Annotated in this window: 18 protein-coding genes; 16 read left to right on the top strand and 2 right to left on the bottom strand. The window is 65.5% G+C overall.

Features of this window, described 5'->3' with window-relative positions; genetic code table 11:
- Nucleotides 1–211 precede the first annotated feature (211 nt).
- The 3 genes from ABD243_RS10525 to ABD243_RS10515 all read left to right on the top strand — a co-directional run bounded on the left by ABD243_RS10525 (nt 212) and on the right by ABD243_RS10515 (nt 2,504).
- Nucleotides 212–364 carry a hypothetical protein gene (locus tag ABD243_RS10525; RefSeq protein ID WP_344365128.1) on the top strand — a complete coding sequence of 51 codons (153 nt, stop codon included), beginning with the start codon at nt 212–214 and terminating at the stop codon, nt 362–364.
- A 122-nt stretch (nt 365–486) separates the two neighbouring features.
- Nucleotides 487–1,104, top strand: a complete 618-nt coding sequence (locus tag ABD243_RS10520; RefSeq protein WP_344365125.1) for a PadR family transcriptional regulator — start codon at nt 487–489, stop codon at nt 1,102–1,104.
- A 203-nt stretch (nt 1,105–1,307) separates the two neighbouring features.
- Complete coding sequence (locus ABD243_RS10515; RefSeq protein WP_344365122.1) at nt 1,308–2,504, top strand: MFS transporter; 1,197 nt, start codon at nt 1,308–1,310, stop codon at nt 2,502–2,504.
- Between the two features lie 74 nt (nt 2,505–2,578).
- Here the strand turns inward: ABD243_RS10515 and ABD243_RS10510 are convergent, their stop codons facing one another.
- Entirely contained in the window at nt 2,579–3,496 is a 918-nt protein-coding gene (locus tag ABD243_RS10510; RefSeq protein ID WP_344365120.1) for a helix-turn-helix transcriptional regulator, read from the bottom strand.
- 195 nt (nt 3,497–3,691) lie between these two features.
- Between ABD243_RS10510 and ABD243_RS10505 the strand changes: the two genes are divergently transcribed.
- From ABD243_RS10505 to ABD243_RS10480, 6 genes are all read left to right on the top strand, one after another.
- Nucleotides 3,692–4,135, top strand: coding sequence for a (R)-mandelonitrile lyase (locus ABD243_RS10505; RefSeq protein WP_344365117.1), 444 nt, complete (start codon nt 3,692–3,694; stop codon nt 4,133–4,135).
- A complete protein-coding gene (locus ABD243_RS10500; protein WP_344365115.1) occupies nt 4,132–4,989 on the top strand; it encodes an aldo/keto reductase in 858 nt (285 codons plus the stop codon). The genes ABD243_RS10505 and ABD243_RS10500 overlap by 4 nt, the downstream gene beginning before the upstream one ends.
- Before the next feature lie 91 nt (nt 4,990–5,080).
- Nucleotides 5,081–5,404, top strand: a complete 324-nt coding sequence (locus ABD243_RS10495) for a carboxymuconolactone decarboxylase family protein (RefSeq protein WP_344365112.1) — start codon at nt 5,081–5,083, stop codon at nt 5,402–5,404.
- A gap of 171 nt (nt 5,405–5,575) precedes the next feature.
- A complete protein-coding gene (locus ABD243_RS10490; RefSeq protein ID WP_344365110.1) occupies nt 5,576–6,277 on the top strand; it encodes a class I SAM-dependent methyltransferase in 702 nt (233 codons plus the stop codon).
- Nucleotides 6,278–6,471: 194 nt separating this feature from the next.
- A complete protein-coding gene (locus ABD243_RS10485) occupies nt 6,472–7,680 on the top strand; it encodes an IS110 family RNA-guided transposase (protein WP_344365108.1) in 1,209 nt (402 codons plus the stop codon).
- A gap of 17 nt (nt 7,681–7,697) precedes the next feature.
- Nucleotides 7,698–8,015, top strand: coding sequence for a hypothetical protein (locus ABD243_RS10480; RefSeq protein WP_344365106.1), 318 nt, complete (start codon nt 7,698–7,700; stop codon nt 8,013–8,015).
- A gap of 49 nt (nt 8,016–8,064) precedes the next feature.
- Here ABD243_RS10480 and ABD243_RS10475 read toward each other — a convergent pair whose 3' ends face one another.
- Nucleotides 8,065–8,844, bottom strand: a complete 780-nt coding sequence (locus tag ABD243_RS10475) for an MBL fold metallo-hydrolase (protein WP_237563360.1) — start codon at nt 8,842–8,844, stop codon at nt 8,065–8,067.
- 267 nt (nt 8,845–9,111) lie between these two features.
- Between ABD243_RS10475 and ABD243_RS10470 the strand changes: the two genes are divergently transcribed.
- From ABD243_RS10470 to ABD243_RS10440, 7 genes are all read left to right on the top strand, one after another.
- Nucleotides 9,112–10,173 carry a hypothetical protein gene (locus ABD243_RS10470; RefSeq protein WP_344365103.1) on the top strand — a complete coding sequence of 354 codons (1,062 nt, stop codon included), beginning with the start codon at nt 9,112–9,114 and terminating at the stop codon, nt 10,171–10,173.
- 60 nt (nt 10,174–10,233) lie between these two features.
- On the top strand, nt 10,234–11,118 hold the full coding sequence (locus tag ABD243_RS10465; protein WP_116766395.1) for a LysR family transcriptional regulator: 885 nt from the start codon (nt 10,234–10,236) through the stop codon (nt 11,116–11,118).
- A gap of 199 nt (nt 11,119–11,317) precedes the next feature.
- Nucleotides 11,318–12,415: a tartrate dehydrogenase gene (locus ABD243_RS10460; RefSeq protein WP_344365100.1), complete on the top strand. Its 1,098-nt coding sequence runs from the start codon at nt 11,318–11,320 to the stop codon at nt 12,413–12,415.
- Nucleotides 12,416–12,526: 111 nt separating this feature from the next.
- Nucleotides 12,527–13,981 (top strand): C4-dicarboxylate transporter DctA, encoded by a 1,455-nt coding sequence (gene dctA, locus ABD243_RS10455; protein ID WP_344365098.1) that lies wholly within the window; start codon nt 12,527–12,529, stop codon nt 13,979–13,981.
- Between the two features lies 1 nt (nt 13,982).
- Nucleotides 13,983–15,134, top strand: a complete 1,152-nt coding sequence (locus tag ABD243_RS10450) for a glycerate kinase (RefSeq protein ID WP_344365095.1) — start codon at nt 13,983–13,985, stop codon at nt 15,132–15,134.
- Nucleotides 15,135–15,434: 300 nt separating this feature from the next.
- Nucleotides 15,435–16,598 (top strand): glycoside hydrolase family 26 protein, encoded by a 1,164-nt coding sequence (locus ABD243_RS10445; RefSeq protein ID WP_425547171.1) that lies wholly within the window; start codon nt 15,435–15,437, stop codon nt 16,596–16,598.
- Between the two features lie 211 nt (nt 16,599–16,809).
- Entirely contained in the window at nt 16,810–18,441 is a 1,632-nt protein-coding gene (locus tag ABD243_RS10440) for a S53 family peptidase (RefSeq protein ID WP_344365090.1), read from the top strand.
- The last annotated feature ends 136 nt before the right edge of the window (nt 18,442–18,577 follow it).

The raw sequence follows: 18,577 nt of genomic DNA, 5'->3' as shown, positions 1-18,577 counted from the left end.
CGTCCGCCCCCGGAGTCCCGGTCAAGCTGTGTCCCCATCCTCAAACCCGGGACTGTCGACCGTCTGTCGCGCCGCTGTGAACAGACTGTGAGCCTTTTCGCCGGCGACGACTGACAGGCCGCTGCACAGCCAGGGCAAAGGTTCCCCTCAGCCCCCGACAATTCCGCGGCAGGAAAGTGGTTACAGGAACACCGCTCCAAGGAGGACCCCGATGATCGTCTACCGCCCCATCCCGCCGCTGACGGCCGGCGGCACCGGACTCAAGGCGGCGCTGGTCGCCATGGCCTTGACCGCCGTCCTCGGCACCACCTGGCAGGTCCCCGGCGACAAGTCGGGGACACAGGAGAGCCCGCGGAAGGGCTGAGCAGACGATCATCCAGCTAAATTGGCCGTTGACCGGCGACAGTCTCCGATATATCGTTAACTATCGCCGAAGGATCGGTGATCATCTGAGGAACGCACCTCAAACGGAAGGACGATGCCGGTATGAAAGGCATTCACGACGACAAATTCACGGACGGCGGACCCGCCCAGGGACGCTTCGGGCGCGGCAGAAGCCGCCGCGGACCCCACGGACACGGCGGTTTCGGGCCGGGCCGCGGGTTTGGGCCAGGATTCGGACCCGGTCCCGGGCCGGGCTTTGGACCCGGCTTTGGCCCCGGCGGTTCACGTCGGGCCAACAAGGGCGATGTTCGTTCGGCGATTCTCTCCCTCCTGGCCGAATCACCATCCAACGGCTACGGCCTGATCAAGACAATCGCGGAGAGGACGTCCGGGGCCTGGCGTCCAAGCCCGGGCTCCGTCTACCCGACGCTGCAGCAGCTCGTTGATGAAGAACTCATCGCGCCCGTCAGTGAAGGCCGGCGCACGGAATTCACTCTCACCGATGCGGGCAAGGCCTATGTAGCCGACCACGCCGAGGAGCTGGACAATGCGTGGAGCACCGATTCCCAGGGATCCGGACCGGCATTTCACCAGAGCGTAGGAAAGCTCATGGGCGTCATCCACCAGTTCCGCTTCTCGGCCACCGAGGAACAGCGCAATGCCGCGATGGAGAAAATCGACGAAACCCGCCGCGCGCTGTACCACATCCTCGCCGACTAGACCCATTCCGGAGCCTTCGTCGGGAGGAACCGGCGCGAAGAGCTCATGCCGCGGGGAACCCATGGAGAGGCAGATCGGCGATGCCGCCTGAGAGCCTGAGTCCGGACAGCGCGGGCCCTGACAGCACGGGCCCGCCGGTGCCCGGAATGGCGCCCGGGGCTCCGCCTCCGCGGCGTGCGGTTGACCTATTGCGGGCGCTGCGGGTGCGGAACTTTGCGCTCTTTTGGACGGGGCAGCTCATCTCCGGCACGGGCACTTGGATGCAGATGGTGGCGATGGCCTGGCTTGTGCTGGACATCAGCGGGTCACCGGCAGTGCTGGGTCTGGTGACCACGTTGCAGTTCCTGCCGCTGCTGCTGTTCGTGCTGCCGGCGGGAGTCCTGGCCGATCGCTTCCCGAAGCGCACAATAATGCTGGCAGCCCAGGCCCTCGCCACGGTGCAGGCGCTTGTCCTTGGCTTTCTCGCCCTGACCGGGTCCCCGCAAATCTGGCAACTGGCCCTCCTGGCGTTCATCCTTGGAGTCTCCAACGCGTTCAACAATCCCGCACAGCAGGCGTTTGTCCCCGAGATGGTGGGCCTCACGCTGGTGCCGGATGCCGTGGCCATGAACAGTGTGCAGTTCAATTCCAGCCGGATGATCGGCTTCGCCCTTGGCGGGCTGGCGGTGGCCCAGCTTTCGGCCGCGGCGGTCTTTTTCATGAATGCGGCCAGCTTTGCCGCGGCACTGACCGCGTTGCTGGTCCTGCGCACCGGCGAGCTTCGCCTCTCCCGGAGCAAACCGGCCCGTCACGGCGCCCTGCGCGAGGGCCTGCAGTATGTCCTCCACACCCCCGCCGTCCTCTTTGTCCTTGGGGCTTTGGCCGTGGTGGGGACATTCGGCTACAACTGGCCGGTGGCAGCGCCGTTGCTGGCCCGCGACGTGCTGAACGTGGCGTCCGTCGGCTTCGGCGCGCTCATGTCGGCGTTCGGTGCCGGTTCCCTGGTAGCCGGCATCGGCCTGGTCGTTGTAGGCGGCAGCAACGATCGCCGGATGATCGTCTCGGGCGCTGTCCTTGCAGTGATTTTGATCCTCCTGGGCATCTCACAGTCCTACCCGGTGAGTCTGGGGCTCATGGCCCTGGCCGGCCTCAGCGGCACGGTGTTCACGACCACTGTCAACACCCGTCTCCAAGGACTCACGCCGGACCGGCTCCGCGGCCGGGTCATGAGCCTGTTCGTGCTGCTGCTGGCCGGCACCACCCCGTTCGGTTCGGCCCTGCTGGGGCTGGGCGCGGAAGCCTTCGGCATCTCGTCCGCCATCATCGGATTCGGCGCCGTCACTCTGGCAGGACTGGCCATGCTGCTCGTCCTTCGCGCTCGAAGGGACGGGCCTGCCGCGGCAAGACATCGGCCCTCCTGAGTGCCCGGGCATTGCCGGTCAGGACTCCAGGACCAGCAACTGGGCCTTGTCCGCGCGATACGTGGCGACCCTGCTCAGTCCCGCGAGTCCCCTTCGGACGGCCTGGTCATTGCGGTGTGCGGATTGGCTGGGGCCGGTTCGATCGGGCGTTTTCCGGTTGCACTCCAGCGGGTGAGGAAGTCGAGCTGCTCCTGGGCATGGCTTCCGGGTTCGGCGGTGTAGGCGATGAGGGTCAGGCCCTCGCCGGGGAGCTCGAGTGCGTCGCCGGTAAGTTCGATGTCTCCAACGAGCGGGTTGTGAAGGGTCTTGCGGGCTGAGCGGTGGAAGCGGACGTTGTGCCGTGCCCATCGTGTCGAGAATTCCGTGCTTCCAGTGGCGAGGTCCCCGATGAGGTTACTCAAGGCTCTGTCGTGTGGGTTGCGTCCGGATTCGGTGCGGAGGGCGGCGGCAAGATCATCCGCAAGGGTGGCCCATTCAACGAAGAAGTCCTGCGACCGCGGGTCGAGGAACATGAACCGTGCGAGGTTCAGCGGCAGCGTCGCAGGGCTAAGGATGTCCGTGTACAGGGTGAAGCACAGGCTGTTCGCGGCCACGATATCCATCCTGGCGTTGCGGACGTAGGCCGGCGTCCCCGTCATCCCAGCCAGGATCCGTTCCACACTCGGGCGCACTTCTGTCCGCAGCCGGCGCGCGGCCGGGGCCTCCGATGGCGCGGAGGCCCTGGCCAGGTCCAGCAGGTGGGTTCGCTCAGCCTCGTCGAGCTGGAGGGTGCGTGCGAGGGATTCGAGGACGGAGTCGGACACGCCTCGAAGGTTTCCCCGTTCGAGGCGGGCGTAGTACTCCGTGCTGACGCCGGCAAGCATCGCGACTTCCTCGCGTTTGAGCCCGGGCACCCTTCTGGCCCCGCCGTACGCGGGTATCCCGGCCTGGGCCGGCGTGATGCGTGACCGCCGGCTCGTCAGGAACTCGCGGACGTCCTTGCTGTTGTCCATGGCTACTACGTTACGAGGCCCTTTGTGGCTCTAACAGGAACTGACAGTACACCGCACAACAGACACTCCCGCGTGCACGCGAGGGCTGGTTCCCTTGAATCAGTTCCGTTTCTGCCTCGCCGTCTTCGGCGCCGTTCTCGCCGGGCAGAGCAACTACAGCAAATGCGGCAGCGAAGATCCACAAGCAAACGACACATGACCACAGGAATACAGGAATCCCGGATGAAGCTCACACCTCCCACCCCCGCGGCCAAGGGCCCGACGTCGAGGTTTACCGGAGACGTCTTCGTCAACGCGCTGCACAACGGCGAGGCCCCCTCCAGACTCGTGGCTGCAATGGTCCGGTTTACCCCGGGCGCCCGCACAAACTGGCACTCCCACCCCCTCGGCCAGACCCTGCACTGCACCGACGGGACCGGGCTCGTCGGCACCCGCGACGGCACAGTCATCGCCATGCGCCCCGGGGACACGGTCCACACCCCGCCCGGCGAGGAACACTGGCACGGCGCCACCAGGGACAACATGATGTGCCACCTGGCCATGGTCGAGCATCACGACGGGCAGAGCTCCACCTGGCTTGAACCCGTCACCGACCAGGACTACGAAACAGCCCACACCCCAACAAAGGAAACCCCATGAAAACCGTGACCCTCAACAACGGCGTCCAGATGCCGATCCTGGGCTTCGGAGTCTTCCAGATCCCCGACGGCGAAACCCAGGCCGCCGTCGAAGCCGCCCTCGCGGCCGGTTACCGCCACCTGGACACGGCGGCCTCCTACGGCAACGAGGAAGCCGTGGGCGCAGCGATCAAGGCGAGCGGAATCGCGCGCGAGGAACTCTTCGTCACCACCAAGCTCTGGATCCAGCACGCCCCGACCGGCAACGTTCAAGAGGACACGAAGCGGGCCTTCGGAAACTCACTCCGCCGGCTCGGCCTGGACTACCTCGACCTGTACCTGATCCACCAGCCGCTCGGGGACTACTACAGCGAGTGGCGGGCCATGCAGGACATCAACAAGGAAGGCCTGGCCCGTGCCATCGGCGTGTCCAACTTCCACCCGGACCGGCTGGTTGATCTCATCGACCACAACGAGATCGTCCCGGCCGTCAACCAGATCGAGACCCACCCCTTCCACCAACGCGCCGCCGATCAGGCGCTGATGCGCGAACGCGGCGTCCAGATCGAATCCTGGGGGCCGTTCGCCGAGGGAAAGAACAACCTGTTCACCGATCCGGTCCTCAGCGCCATCGCCGAGGCCCACGGCAAGTCTGTCGCCCAGGTCGTGCTCCGCTGGCTCATCCAGCGCGAGGTCGTCGTCATCCCCAAGTCCGTGCGTCCCGATCGGATGGCCCAGAACCTTGATGTCTTCGACTTCACCCTCACCGACGAGCAGATGAGCCAGATCGCCACCCTGGACACCGGCGCCAGCCTCTTCTTCGACCACCGCGACCCCGCCATGGTGAGCTGGCTGGGAAGCCGCAGGATCGACTGACCCTGCTCCTTCAGAGCGGACAAGCCCGCCAGCTTCATCTCCGCTCGGCGGCTACCAACCTGCTCTTCACATCTCCCGAAAGGACTCCATTATGAGCGATTCAAACCAGACCCGGGCCCAGCAACTCATCGGCGACTTCGCCCCCGAACTCGTTGACCTCACAGACCGTGTGCTCTTCGGCGATATCTGGGAACGAATCGAACTCTCCCCGCGGGACCGCAGCCTCGTCACGGTCGCCAGCCTCATCACCAGCGGCAGCACCGAACAGCTCCGCGGACACCTCGTCCGGGCCAAGTCCAACGGCCTGACCGAGACCGAACTCAAAGAGGCCATCATCCATCTGGCCTTCTACGCCGGCTGGCCCAAGGCGATGTCCGCCATCACGGCGGCCAAGGAAATCTTCGCCGCCCCGTGAACGCGTCTCCGGGCGTGGTCGCGCCCTGGAAAGGAGCCGGACGGGCATGGCGCCCGCAGTGGAGTGGGAGCAGTATGAGGGAATGAATCCGCCCAGCGCCGGGACCTGCTCAGAAGCGACTACGCAGACTCCATGATCTCCGGTAGCACCATGAGTCGAAAGGAACGGGAAATGCGCCAGACAGGTGCCGCCGTCGCCTTCTATGCGCTCAGTATTGTGCTGCTACCGGTCTCGCTACTCGGCTATGCGATCTGGGTGGTCAAGCTCCGGGCCGCGAAACCGTCCGGTGTGTCGACCAGTGCGCAAGCCCCGCTCTCGGCCAGGTGGGCGATGCACAATTTCGGCGTGCGCGAAGACCAGGCCGCGAACCGGCTGTTGCCCGTCCTGCCCGGCGTGCCCTGGCTGGGCATGCGGCTGGCATTCTGGCCGACGGTCTTGGCGCACCGCGTCACCGGATACGTCCCGAAGACCTTCCGTTACCCCTTCGAGGGCAGGATCCCTCCCCAGGCCGAGGCGTCGGCCAGGGTCACGTTCTTCGACAGCGCCGTGGACCGCTTCCTTCCCGCGATCGACCAGCTGGTCATCCTCGGCGCCGGTTTCGACACGCGTCCGTACAGACTCCCGCAGGACACGCCCGTCAGCTCCTTCGAGGTCGATGCCCCGAAGACACAGGCGGTCAAACGCGCCATGCTGGACAAGGCAGGGATCGACGCACGCAAGGTCACGTTCGTACCTGCTGACTTCGAGAAGGATGACTGGCTCGCCAAACTTGCCGACGCTGGGTTCGACCCCGGGCGCCCGGTGCTGTTCCTCTGGGAAGGCGTGACAGTAATGATGGAATTGGCCTGTGTTGCGGCGTGGCTCGAAGTGTGACTGACGCCCGTGTGAGGGTTTGTCTTGACATTGATCTGTCCGCCGCACCACAGCCTGCAGTTGACGCGGCGGCCAGGTGGACATGACCTCATAGGAGCCTGTTCGAAGAGTCCCATTACTGTCTTGTCTGTCCACCCGGCCGGCGTGCCCTTCGTGTTCCACCGCACGCAACGGAAGGTCAGGGCAGTTTCATCATGGCAAACGAACAAACGAAAGTCATCGCCGGGATCGACACCCACGCCGATACCCACCATGTCGCCGTCATCACCGATACCGGCCGGCACATGGCCGACAGGGAATTCCCGGCCGCGGGTGCCGGCGACCAGGGGATCATCGACTTCATCACCGGATTCGGTCCCGTCCTCGCCGTGGGCGTGGAAGGGACCGGCAGCTACGGTGCCGAACTCTCACGCGTGCTCGTGCGCGAGGGCATTCACGTCGTGGAGGTGATGCGCCCGAACCGGCAGGCGCGCCGGCTGCAGGGAAAATCCGACCCGCTCGATGCCTACCAGGCCGCCGAATCGGTGCTCGCCGGCCGCGCCGCCACCACCCCGAAATCCCGCGACGGGGCGGTGGAATCGTTGCGGGTGCTGCGCGCGGAACGTGCCACCGCCATGCGCGCCCGGGTCGCCGTGATGGCCCAGGTCAGGGCGATCCTGGTGACCGCGCCGGAGAGCATCCGCGCCAAATACCGGGCCATGACGAGCCCGGCCCTGATGGCCGCGCTGGAGAGGACACGGCCCGCCGGACCGGTCTCCGAGCCGCTGGCCAGCACCGCGACCGTGCTGAAACGGCTCGCCGTCCGCTACCGGCACCTGCACCACGAGCTGGCACAGATCGATGCCGAACTCGACGCCATCCTCGCCTTCCACGCACCGATGCTGCGCGACCTTCAGGGCGTCGGCACCGACGTCGCCAGCCAGCTGCTGGTCACCGCGGGCGACAACCCCGAACGCATCACCACAGAGGCGAAGTTCGCCGCCCTGGTCGGCGTCGCACCGATCCCCGCATCATCGGGAAAGACGTCCCGTCACCGGCTCAGCCGCGCCGGCGACCGGCAGGCCAACAAAGCCATCCACCACGTGGTCCTTGTGCGGATGCGCTACGACAGCAGAACCAGGGCCTACGTAGCCAGACGGCGTCAGGAGGGCAAAAGCACCAAAGAAATCATGCGTTGCCTCAAACGCTACGTCGCCCGGGAAATCTACGACCAACTCCGCCACCCGCGCCCCGCACCCGACGCCGGAACCCTCCGGACAACACGCACAGCTAAGCACCTGACCCTTCAGCAAGCCGCCGACGCCCTCCACGTCTGGCCCACCGCCCTGTCCCGCCTGGAACGCGGACTCAGCCGGGATGATGTCTTCCACCAGCGCTACGAAACCTGGCTCAGAGAACATTGACGTGTATAGGAGCATCAATGTACCTCGAGCAGGCAGCGATCGAGGACACGCTGAGCAAGGTCGCGGGCTGCGCCCGGGGCAGCCTGCTCGCCTTCGACTACTTCACGACCGAGACTCTCGAATCAACCATGCTGTACTGGCGGTACGGGAGGGCGGCGGCCAAAGCAGTGGGCGGGCCGTTGAAGTTCGGTGTGGACAGCACACCGCCGTCGCGGGAGCGCCTGTCCGAACTTCTCCGATCCTGCGGGTTGGCGATCTTCGAACAGCATGTGCTCGGTCGTGAGACCACGAAGAAGCGCGCCTGGGGTGGCTTCGCGATTGCCGTGGTGCAGTGAAGCCGATGCCGAACGCGGCCGACAGCGGGGACGAGCCCGGACTGACGCGTCAGGCGCGGAGGGATGCCAAGGCGTGGGAGAGGGGCATGGCTAACGCGGGACCGTGGCCCGGAAGAATGACCGACGCTTCTACGCCGTCGAGGACATGGGTCGCGGACAGCACGGTGCCCGGCTCGGTATGGAACATCGGATGGAGCATCTGCGGGCCTCTTTGCCGAGTCAGGGGGTGCCCAGTGATCAAGGAGTCGCCGGTGGCGATCACCCCGGCGCCGCGGAAATAGATGGAGGCGTTGCCCGGCGTGTGGCCGGCAACCAGAATCGCCTCAGGGCTGCCCGGGAGCTCCCGGAGCTGCTCCGCCGTCCAGGCCCGGGCCTCGGTGGCTGGATCGGCGTTCAGCGCGCCGGCGCGGATCGCGTGACTCATCCAGCGCAGGACGCGCGGACGCCAGGCGCGGAGGACAACCTGTCCCAGGCCGACCTGGTGCTTTTCGTGTCCCTGGACGTGTGCCAGCTCTTCGGGACTGCACAGGATCGGGGTCCCGAACGTTCGGGAAAACAGGGCCGCCGACCCGGTGTGGTCGACGTGACCATGCGTGATGAGGATGGCGCGGGCCTTGGCCGGCTTCAGCCCGGCGTAATCGATGGATTTCAGGACGAAGTCCGTGTCGCCGGGGTAGCCGCTGTCAACGAGGATGAAACCGGACTCGTCCCGGACGATGATCCAGTTGGATGCCGGGCCTTCGACAAAGAAGAAGCCGGGAGCCGGTTCGGAAACCTGCGATGAGGGCTGCCATGCGGTGTGGCCGGAATGCGCAAAAGGGTCGGGCAAAGGACTGTACTCCTGAAGATGGTGATCAGATGACACTTTGTACAGCCTGCCGGGCATCCGCCAGATGGGCTTGGTAGACATATGATGCCAATCGGTTCAGGCAAACTCAAATCCACAAGTCGTGATCCTTGACCCTTGGCGGCACGGTTTTGACAAAAAATATGACATAAGCCCCAAATGGTGGAAGATGGCCCCCCGGTCATGCCAATTGGTTGCGTCATAATGCGCGGCGGCAACGACCCTATATGAGCGACGGGCGCAGGAGTCATGAACACGTTAGGCGACACGCGAGGCCGATGGGTCCTGGTGGACTATCTCAACAAGGAGCAGCCCGGTCTCCTGAGCATCGGTGCGGTGAACTACTCAGGGTCCAGTGTCCGCAAGAACCTCGATCCGCTGGGCCGCGAACTGCTGATGGACCGGATCAAAGCCGTCGCTGAGACCGGACGGCAAATCCACGACCCCGTCCAGCATCGGGGCATCAATTACCGTGTTCTCGCAGTGCCGATTAGCTCTCCGATGACGAACACGGTTCTTGCAGTTCTGGCCGTCTACACTGCGGTGGGAGACAACCCGCCACCGCGCCCGCCGATCGGCGCCCTGGAGTGGACGATCTCCTCCACCGGGCACATTGAAACGTCCTGGAATGATGACCTCTTCGCCATCTACGAGATCGATCGTTCCGGGGAGAGCCCCACCGGGGACATGAACCAATGGGTCAGCGAACTGATCTCCCCTGAGGACAGAACCCGGATGAAGGTGACCATCGACGCGGCCATCACTTCGATGAACGCACAACGCTACCTGGTGCCGTACAAGATCATCACCAGATTCTCGTCTGCTTTGCCCGGGATCAAGAACCTCGAGGTGTCCGGTCGGGTCATCCCTGACGAACAACGGCAGGGCAAGTGGCTGCGTGCTATCACACGTGAGGTTCAGGAGGCCACCCCGTCCCCGATCACGCCTGGTTTCGGGGACTTCCAGTCCAGCAGCCTGCTACGCGCCGTCTTCGAACTCGCCGAGGAGCGGGTGCTGATGGCCGTCGACACCGCCTGCTGGCAGACCTTCATGACGTCCGGCTCTTGGCAGCGGTTCGGCATCCAGTCACCGAGATTCGGCTACCTCCCCCACGTCATCCATCCGGACGATTACCGCGCCTTTAGGGACACCGTTGAAAAGGCTCAGCCCGCCACCCGCGCGACAGTGCGCCTCCTGCACACAGACAGCACGTACAGGCCGTACACCGTTTGCGCCAGCAGCGGCCAAAGTGGACACGGCGACACTGACCGCTACGCCGTTGTGGCCTTGTCCCGCCTTACAGGGCCGTAGGGCCCCATGAGGGTTCGGGTGTAACCTGCTCAAAACCTCTGGCCGAGTGAAGGAGCTGGCGTGGACACACGAAAGCTGAAGTATTTCTTGGCCGTCGTTGACCACGACGGATTCAACCGCGCCGCAGAGCATCTGCTCATCGCCCAGCCGTCTCTTTCCCAGACCATCGCCGCCTTAGAGAAGGAACTGGGCGTGCCGCTCTTCCACCGGATCGGCCGCCGGGCAGTTCTGAGTGAGGCGGGCAAGGAACTCGTCGGGCCGGCACGTCTGGTGATGCGGGACCTTGATGCGGCGCAGTCCGCGGTCCAGGCGCTGCGGGGCGTGCGGAGCGGACGGCTGGACATTATCACCATGCCGTCGCCCGGCATCGAGCCGCTGACGTCCATGATCGCCGGGTTCACCCGCGCGTATCCGTCGGTCCGGCTCAACGTCAGTGCCGCGTTTACGCCGGAAGAAGTCATCGAATCCGTCCGCAGCGGCAGTACGGAGATCGGCCTTGCCGGCTCGCCCACGCCCATCCGGGTCCCGGGCGTCCAAGTCCTGGAACTGGAACGCCAGCCGCTGATTCTCATCGTCAATCCGGAGGCCGACACTTTCGCCCCGGGGACGGCCATCCAGCGTGATGACCTGGGCGGACACCGGCTGATCGCGAGCCAGCGCGGTTCCCTCATGCGCTGGCTCGTCGACGATGCGCTGGCGCGCGGGGTCGACGCCGAAATCGTCGTCGAGGTTGCCCACCGGACCTCGATCCTGCCGCTGGTCCTGGCGGGCGTGGGCCACGCCGTGATGCCCTCATCGTGGGCCCCGCTGGCGCACAAGTCAGGGTTGCGGACCCTCCTGATTGAACCCGTGTCCCATCTTGACGTGGCCATTCTGAGCCGTAAAGAAGGCCTGACGCCCGCCGCCAGGGCATTCCTGGACGTCGCAGCCCTCCACACCAAGTAACCCGCCCGTCGATTTCTCCGATAACGCCCTTTTGCGCGTCCAAAAGGGCGACCTCTCGGCAGCCGATGGAACAGACCAATAGGCTGCGCCTATCTACCGGATCGGATCTTGGTCTTGGACGGCGAGTGTCGCCTGACCGTCTACTTGAAGAGGACAGGCAGTGTGACGCTGCTAACACACTCAACAAGGAGGTAGGCCCGTGAGCGCCACCCAGAAATTCAGCATCGCTTCCATCCCTGCCGATGGCGTCGGCAAGGAAGTTGTCTCCGCCGGCCGCCGTGTCCTGGACGCCCTGGCCCAGAATTCCGGCGGGAAGTTCGCCTTCGAATGGACGGAATTCCCGTGGGGCTGCGGCTACTACGAAAAGACCGGCCAGATGATGGACCCGAAGGGCCTTGAGGCCCTGAAGAACTTCGACGCAATCTACTTCGGCGCCGTCGGGTGGGAAAACGTCCCGGACCACATCAGCCTCTGGGGCCTGCGCCTGAACATCACACAGAACTTCGACCAGTGGGCCAACATCCGCCCTGTGAAGTTCCTCCCCGGCATCCAGTCCCCGCTGCGCAAGGCCGACCACACCGAACTCGACTGGATCGTGGTTCGCGAAAACAGCGAAGGCGAATACGCCGGGCTCGGCGGACGGAACCTCAGCGGCCGCGGCCCCGGCAACGAGGTCGCCCTCCAGACCGCTCTGTTCACCGAAAAGGGCTGCGAGCGGATCATGCGCTTCGCCTTCGACCTCGCCCGCACACGCACCGTGAAAAAAGTCTCCTCCGTCACCAAGTCCAACGCCCAGCAGTACGGCATGGTCCTCTGGGACGAAACCTTCCAGCGCGTGGCCCTGGACTACCCGGAGGTGGCCACCGAAAGCGTCCTGGTCGACGCCATGAGCGCCAAGTTCATCCTGCACCCGGAAGACCTGTCCGTCGTCGTCGCCTCGAACCTGAACGCGGACATCCTCTCGGACCTCGGCTCGGCCCTGGCCGGAAGCCTCGGCTTGGCAGCCAGCGCCAACCTGAACCCGGAACGCCGCTTCCCGTCCATGTTCGAACCCGTCCACGGCTCCGCCCCGGACATCGCCGGCAAGGGCATCAGCAACCCGATCGGCGCGATCGCCAGCGCCGCCCTGATGCTGGACCACTTCGGCCTGCACGAGGAAGCCCGCCAGGTCGAGGCCGCCATCGAGCAGGCCACCGCCGCCGGTTACCTGACGCGCGACGTCGGCGGCGACGCGAACACCGATGACGTCACCGACGCCATCATCAAGACCCTCACCCACACCCTGGCTGCCGTCTAGCCTTGCCTGACCCGGGGCGGGCGGCGCCGCGCACTGCCGACGCCCGCCCCGACCTACTTTTTTCATTCTTCAAGCACCACGCCACTCACATTCCACAATGAGGTAGGAATCATGGGACACATCACCACCGCGGGCAGAGCCGCGGCATCCAAAAAAGCGGCCCCCAAGACACGCTGGTACAGGCAGCTGTACTTCTGGGTACTGACCGGCATCGTCCTCGGCATCCTGGTCGGCTGGCTCGCCCCGGCCGCGTGCATCGCCCTGGAACCGATCGGCACCACGTTCGTCAACGCTATGAGAATGCTGATCGGCCCGATCGTGTTCCTGACCATCGTCGGCGGCATCGCCAGCGTCGCGGACCTGAAAAAGGTCGGCATGACCGGCCTGAAGGCCCTGACGTACTTCCAGATCGGCACCATCTTCGCCCTGCTCTTCGGCCTGGTCGCCATCAACGTCTTCCGCCTCGGCGACGGCGTCAACGCCGACGCCAGCACCATCAAGACCACGGAGTCCGCGGCCAAGCTCATCGAAACCGGCGCCCACCAGGAATGGTGGCAGTTCCTGACCCACATCATCCCCACCAGCATCGTCGCGCCCTTCGTGGAGGGCGACATCCTCCAGATCATCTTCATCGCCGTGATCTTCGGCATCGCCCTGAACGCCATGGGCAAAGTCGGCACCCCCGTCCTGGACGGGGTCCAGCGCCTCACCGGCGTCATGTTCAAGATCCTGGGCTTCATCATGAAGGCCGCTCCCTTGGGCGCATTCGGCGCGATGGCCTTCGCCGTCGGCAAGTACGGCGTCTCCTCCCTCTCCAGCATGGGCGGGCTGATCGTCTTGTTCTACGCCACCTCCATCCTCTTCGTCGTCGTGGTCCTCGGATCCGTCATGGCCTTCCTGAAGCTGAACATCTTCAAGATGATCCGCCACCTCAAAGAGGAATACCTGCTCATCCTCGGCACCTCCACCGCCGAACCGGCGCTGCCGGGCCTGATGCGCAAACTCGAGCACGCCGGGGTCAAGAAGGAAACGGTCGGGCTCGTAGTCCCCACCGGGTACAGCTTCAACCTCGACGGCGCCGCCATCTACCTTTCGCTGGCCGCCGTGTACATCGCACAGGCCACCAACACGAACCTGACCATCGGCCAGCAACTGGGCCTCATCGCGGTCATGCTGCTCACGTCCAAGGGGGCAGCCGGGGTCGCCGGGGGCGGGTTCATCGCCCTGACCGCCACCCTCGCCACCCTTGGAACCATCCCGGCCGCCGGCATCATGCTCATCTTCGGCATCGACAAGTTCATGTCAGAATGCCGGGCCCTGGTGAACTTCACCGGCAACGCCGTCGCCACCTTGTTCATCGCCTGGTGGGACCGGACACTGGACGCGGACCGGGTGCGCCGGGTCTTCAACGGGGACACCGTTGAGCCAATGCCCAGCGAGGACCCGACACCCGATGAGTTCACGGACATCGCTGCAGACCTAACCGACCCGCACGCGGAACCGGGCGACGACGTCGACCTGCCCTACGGGAACGGCCGCAGCCCCGCCTACTCGAAAAGCATCTGACATGCTCACACCAACCGCTCCGACAACCGTGCGGGCGCTCATCGCCCCGGACAAATTCAAAGGCAGCCTCACCGCCGCCGAGGTGGCCGATGCCCTGGCAGCGGGCCTTCGGTCCGCAGGATCCGGATCCGGATCCGTCCACTGTGAACTGCTTCCCCTGGCGGACGGGGGTGACGGCAGCGTGGACGCCGCCGTCGCCTCCGGCTTCACCCGGCGCAGCTACACCGTCGCGGGGCCCACCGGCCAGCCCATTCGGTCCAGCATCGCGTTCGACGGCTTCACCGCCGTTGTCGAGGTGGCCAACACCTGCGGCCTGGGACTCCTGCCGGACGGAACACTGGATCCGCTGGGTGCCTCCAGCCGCGGCTTCGGTGAGGCGGTTCTGTTCGCCCTCAGCCTGAAGCCGGCCAGGATCGTCCTGGCCCTGGGCGGCAGCGCCAGCACCGACGGCGGCATGGGCATGCTCACCGCCCTGGGCTACAGCTTCCGCGACGCCGACGGCCGACAGCTCTACGGCAACGGCCGGGCGCTGGCACAGATCCACACCGTCCACCGGACCGCGCTCCCCGAACTGGCCGACACCGAACTCATCGTCGCCAGCGACGTGCACAACCCGCTGCTCGGCACCCAGGGGGCACCGGCCGTCTTCGGACCCCAAAAGGGCGCGTCACCACAGGACATCGCGATCCTCGAGCAGGGTCTGGAGCACTTCGTGGCCAAGCTGGCCGAAGCCGGGTTCGCGGATGCGACCGTCCTGGTCGGGCACGAAGGCGCCGGCAGCGCCGGAGGGCTCGGCTACGCGTGCCAGCTGCTCGGTGCCAAGCAGGTCTCAGGCGCCGACTACTTCCTGGACCTGCTGGACTTCAACACCCGCAAGGACAGCTGCGACGTCGTCATCACCGGCGAAGGCAGCCTGGACGAACAAACCCTGGCCGGCAAACTTCCCGCCGCCGTCGCCCGGCGGTCGGGCGCCCGTCCGATCATCGCGGTCGCCGGCCGCTCCCTGCTCCCGAAGGCGCGGTGGCCCGAAATGGCCGTGACACGGGTCTACGCGCTGGCCGATTACACCAATCAGGACTCCGCCAAGGACCCCGGACTGTCCGCCACCCTGCTCCGCAGGATCGGACGAGACATCGGAGCAAGCCTTCTATAGGCGGTCTCCATACGCAGGAGAGGCAACGCCCGCCCGGGGTACCCGGACGGGCGTTCGTAACTCGTCCAAAGACTGTCCTCGATCCGGCGGGTCTCCGATAGAGGAATCCTTGGCCAATCCTTGGGATCTGCTGCTCCTGATGGCTCCCGGTGCGGTACGTTCCTGACGGACACTGGACGTTACGGCTTCCGGTAGGCAAGCCTCGTCCCGCCACGACGCCCCGCACTACCGGGGCCCGGTCAAGGAGTCCCGATGAACCCTGGCCTGCATCCTTGCCCTGCTGGCCTTAGCCTGACACTCGTGGAGGTACCCGCGCAGGCCGCATCCGCGTCCCTTAGCCTCAGCCCGACCAAGGGGCCGCCCGGAACCATCGTCACCGTCACCGGCACCGGTTTCCCCAAGAAGAACGCCGGAACACTCAGCGCAGGCGTCAATTCCGCCGCCTTCAAGGTCAGTGCCTCGGGATACTTCACGGCCGACGTCGTGATCCCGCCAACGTCCCAGCCGGTCCTTGATATTCAGGCCGTATCCGGCACCGTCAAGGCTTCCGCGGCCTTCACCATCGTCGCCACGCCGGTAACACAACCATCGCCGCCGGCCAGCAGCAGCGCGCCGCTGCGTTTCGGCGTCGGCACCCCGGGCGGGCCGCTGGCCTCGGCAGAACTGGACCAGGCCGCGTCCCTCGCCGGCGAGGCACCGTCCGTCATTTTGTCCTATAAGGACTTCAATCAGGCTCCGCCCATCGCGGAGTTGGATGCCGTCCGCAGCCGCGGCGCCGTGACCCTCCTGACCTGGGAGCCATGGGCCTGGGGCGGCGGAACCGAACAGCCGGCCTATGCCCTGGACCGCATAACGGCCGGAAACTTCGATCCCTACCTGCGGCAGTGGGGCGTGGCCTTGGCGTCCTGGTGGCACCCGGTGATGCTGCGCTTCGGGCACGAGATGAACGGCAACTGGTACCCCTGGTCGGAGGGAATCAACGGCAACGGCCCCGGTGATTACGTTGCCGCGTGGCGGCACGTTCACGACGTCGTCTCCGCCACCGGCGCCTCCAACATCACCTGGGTGTGGAACCCCAACGTCCCGTACTGGGGGTCGACAGCGCTCGACGGCCTCTATCCGGGCCCCGCGTACGTGGACGCGGTGGCGCTCGACGGATACAACTGGTTCACGTCGGCGGCCTGGAGCAGCTGGATCTCGCCCTCGGAGCTCTTCGGCCCGGGCCTGTCCGAACTACGTCGCCTCGCGCCGGGAAAACAAGTGCTCGTGGCAGAAACGTCGTCGGCAGAACAAGGCGGGTCCAAAGCCGACTGGAACACGGCACTGATCAGCTATCTGGCGTCCCAGTCCGACGTCACCGCGGTGGTCTGGTTCGATTTCAACAAAGAAACAGACTGGCGGATCGACAGCAGCACCGCTTCCGCCACGGCGCTGGCGTCCGCCCTGGCTGCCCGCCTCAAGTAGCGGCCGGCCAAGCAGAGAGGTCTTGAAGTCTGAGGCAGTACCGGCTACACCACTAAGTGAATATCCCGACAAAGCTGAAGGCTGTCCCACCAGTGACTGACAGCCGTAGGAATGATCGTATCTATGGCCGATCAAGACCTCGGATCCTCCGGGTCCAGGAACATCCTGCCTACTCCCTTACGAATGAATGTCCACGTGATTGGAGAACACCATGAGCGACAAGCCAGCTACCCGTCCATCTTTCGCTGAGGACAGCGTCCCGCTGCCCGGTTCGGAGCGCCACGGGGTACCCGAAGTCCGGGCCGAACACGGACCAGTTGATCCGGCCCGCAGGATCGAGGTCACCGTGATCCTGCGCCGGAAGGCCCCGATGCCGGAGACGGTCAAGGAACCCATGTCGGTCGAAAATCTGGCAGCAACCCACGGCGCCGGCCAGGATGACATGCAACTCGCCACGGACACTTTCACGAGGCTCGGGGCGGAAGTCCTGGAAGCTGATCCGGCCTCGCGCCGGCTGCGCCTGGCAGGAACTGTTGAGACGCTCAGCGATATCTTCGGCACCAGTCTGAATGAAGTGACGAGCGCCGGACCCCATGGCGCCGAGGTCATCCACCGCCACCGCACCGGAGGACTAAGAATCCCAGCGGCGCTGGATGGCATCGTCACCGCTGTCCTCGGCCTTGACGACCGGCCGCAGGCCCGGGCCCAGTTCCGCGCGATCCCCTTGGCCACGGCGGGCACCAGCTACACCCCGCCGGAGCTGGGAAAGATCTACAAGTTCCCGGCCGGCACCGATGGCGCCGGGGAGAACATTGCCATCATCGAACTCGGCGGGGGCTACTCGACGTCGGACCTGAACGTCTACTTCAACGGCCTTGGGATCACGCCGCCAAACGTCACGGCTGTCGGGGTCGACGGTGCGGCCAACCAGCCAGGGATGGATCCGAACGGGGCGGACGGCGAAGTGATGCTCGACGTCGAGGTCGTCGGCGCCCTCGCACCGAAAGCGGACATCTTGGTCTATTTCGCTCCGAACAACGACGCCGGCTTCCTCGATGCGATCATCAACGCCTCGCACGCGAACCCGACGCCTGCGGCGATCAGCATCAGCTGGGGCCAGAGCGAGGACGGCTGGACCGCGCAGGCGCGCACGGCGTTCGACCAGGCCTTCGCCGATGCCTCAGCCCTCGGCGTCACCGTCACCGCCGCGGCCGGCGACAACGGCAGCGCCGACGGAGCCAGTGACGGAAAGGACCATGCCGATTTCCCCGCTTCAAGCCCGTATGTTCTCGCTTGCGGCGGCACCCGGCTCGAGGCCGATCCGGTTACCGGAAACATTGTCCGTGAAACGGTCTGGAATGACGGACCAAACTCGGCAACCGGCGGCGGCTTCAGCGACGCTTTCCCTGTTCCTACCTGGCAGAACGGACAGGTCGCCCACGCCAAGCATCATAAGCCTGGCAAGCCCGTCAAGAAATTTCTGGGCCGTGGCGTACCGGATGTCAGTGGGGTCGCGGACCCGCAGACCGGATACAAGGTAAGGGTCAACGGCACAAACATGGTCATTGGAGGCACCAGCGCCGTGGCACCGCTCTGGGCAGCCTTGGTCGCGCGTTTGGCGCAGGCGAGCAACCGCCGGTTTGGACTTATGCAGGCCATCATTTACAGCCACATGGCATCCTCCAACACGGGCTTCCACGACATTGTCGTCGGCGACAACGGCTCCTATAAGGCCGCGCCAGGCTGGGACCCCTGCACCGGCTTCGGCAGCCCAGACGGAACGGCCCTGCTCGCCGCTATCCAGTCCGGGGCAGGGGCAGGGGCAGGGACAGGGACCCCATGATCTGGTCCTGCATGTCCTCGGGTCAGCTCTGAAGGAACTGGTTCGGGCGTTGGCGTGTCCGGGCCGGCCCTCGTTCGCCGGTCCGGCTCCCGCGCCCGTCCGAGGGTAGCCGGGGCGGGCGTTTTTGGCGGGGCGG

The organism is Arthrobacter humicola, assembly GCF_039531445.1.
Taxonomy (GTDB): domain Bacteria; phylum Actinomycetota; class Actinomycetes; order Actinomycetales; family Micrococcaceae; genus Arthrobacter; species Arthrobacter humicola.
The sequence above is the reverse complement of the archived record's forward strand: the minus strand, read 5'-3'. Positions and strand labels throughout refer to the sequence as shown.

Excerpts from the sequence above, each read along its gene's own strand:
- ABD243_RS10490 (WP_344365110.1), top strand. The coding sequence starts at position 5,576 with ATGCGCCAGACAGGTGCCGCCGTCGCCTTCTATGCGCTCAGTATTGTG.
- ABD243_RS10470 (WP_344365103.1), top strand. The coding sequence starts at position 9,112 with ATGAACACGTTAGGCGACACGCGAGGCCGATGGGTCCTGGTGGACTAT.
- ABD243_RS10450 (WP_344365095.1), top strand. The coding sequence starts at position 13,983 with ATGCTCACACCAACCGCTCCGACAACCGTGCGGGCGCTCATCGCCCCG.
- ABD243_RS10480 (WP_344365106.1), top strand. The coding sequence starts at position 7,698 with ATGTACCTCGAGCAGGCAGCGATCGAGGACACGCTGAGCAAGGTCGCG.
- ABD243_RS10500 (WP_344365115.1), top strand. The coding sequence starts at position 4,132 with ATGAAAACCGTGACCCTCAACAACGGCGTCCAGATGCCGATCCTGGGC.
- ABD243_RS10505 (WP_344365117.1), top strand. The coding sequence starts at position 3,692 with ATGACCACAGGAATACAGGAATCCCGGATGAAGCTCACACCTCCCACC.
- ABD243_RS10485 (WP_344365108.1), top strand. The coding sequence starts at position 6,472 with ATGGCAAACGAACAAACGAAAGTCATCGCCGGGATCGACACCCACGCC.
- ABD243_RS10495 (WP_344365112.1), top strand. The coding sequence starts at position 5,081 with ATGAGCGATTCAAACCAGACCCGGGCCCAGCAACTCATCGGCGACTTC.
- ABD243_RS10525 (WP_344365128.1), top strand. The coding sequence starts at position 212 with ATGATCGTCTACCGCCCCATCCCGCCGCTGACGGCCGGCGGCACCGGA.
- ABD243_RS10520 (WP_344365125.1), top strand. The coding sequence starts at position 487 with ATGAAAGGCATTCACGACGACAAATTCACGGACGGCGGACCCGCCCAG.
- ABD243_RS10510 (WP_344365120.1), bottom strand. The coding sequence starts at position 3,496 with ATGGACAACAGCAAGGACGTCCGCGAGTTCCTGACGAGCCGGCGGTCA.
- ABD243_RS10440 (WP_344365090.1), top strand. The coding sequence starts at position 16,810 with ATGAGCGACAAGCCAGCTACCCGTCCATCTTTCGCTGAGGACAGCGTC.
- dctA (WP_344365098.1), top strand. The coding sequence starts at position 12,527 with ATGGGACACATCACCACCGCGGGCAGAGCCGCGGCATCCAAAAAAGCG.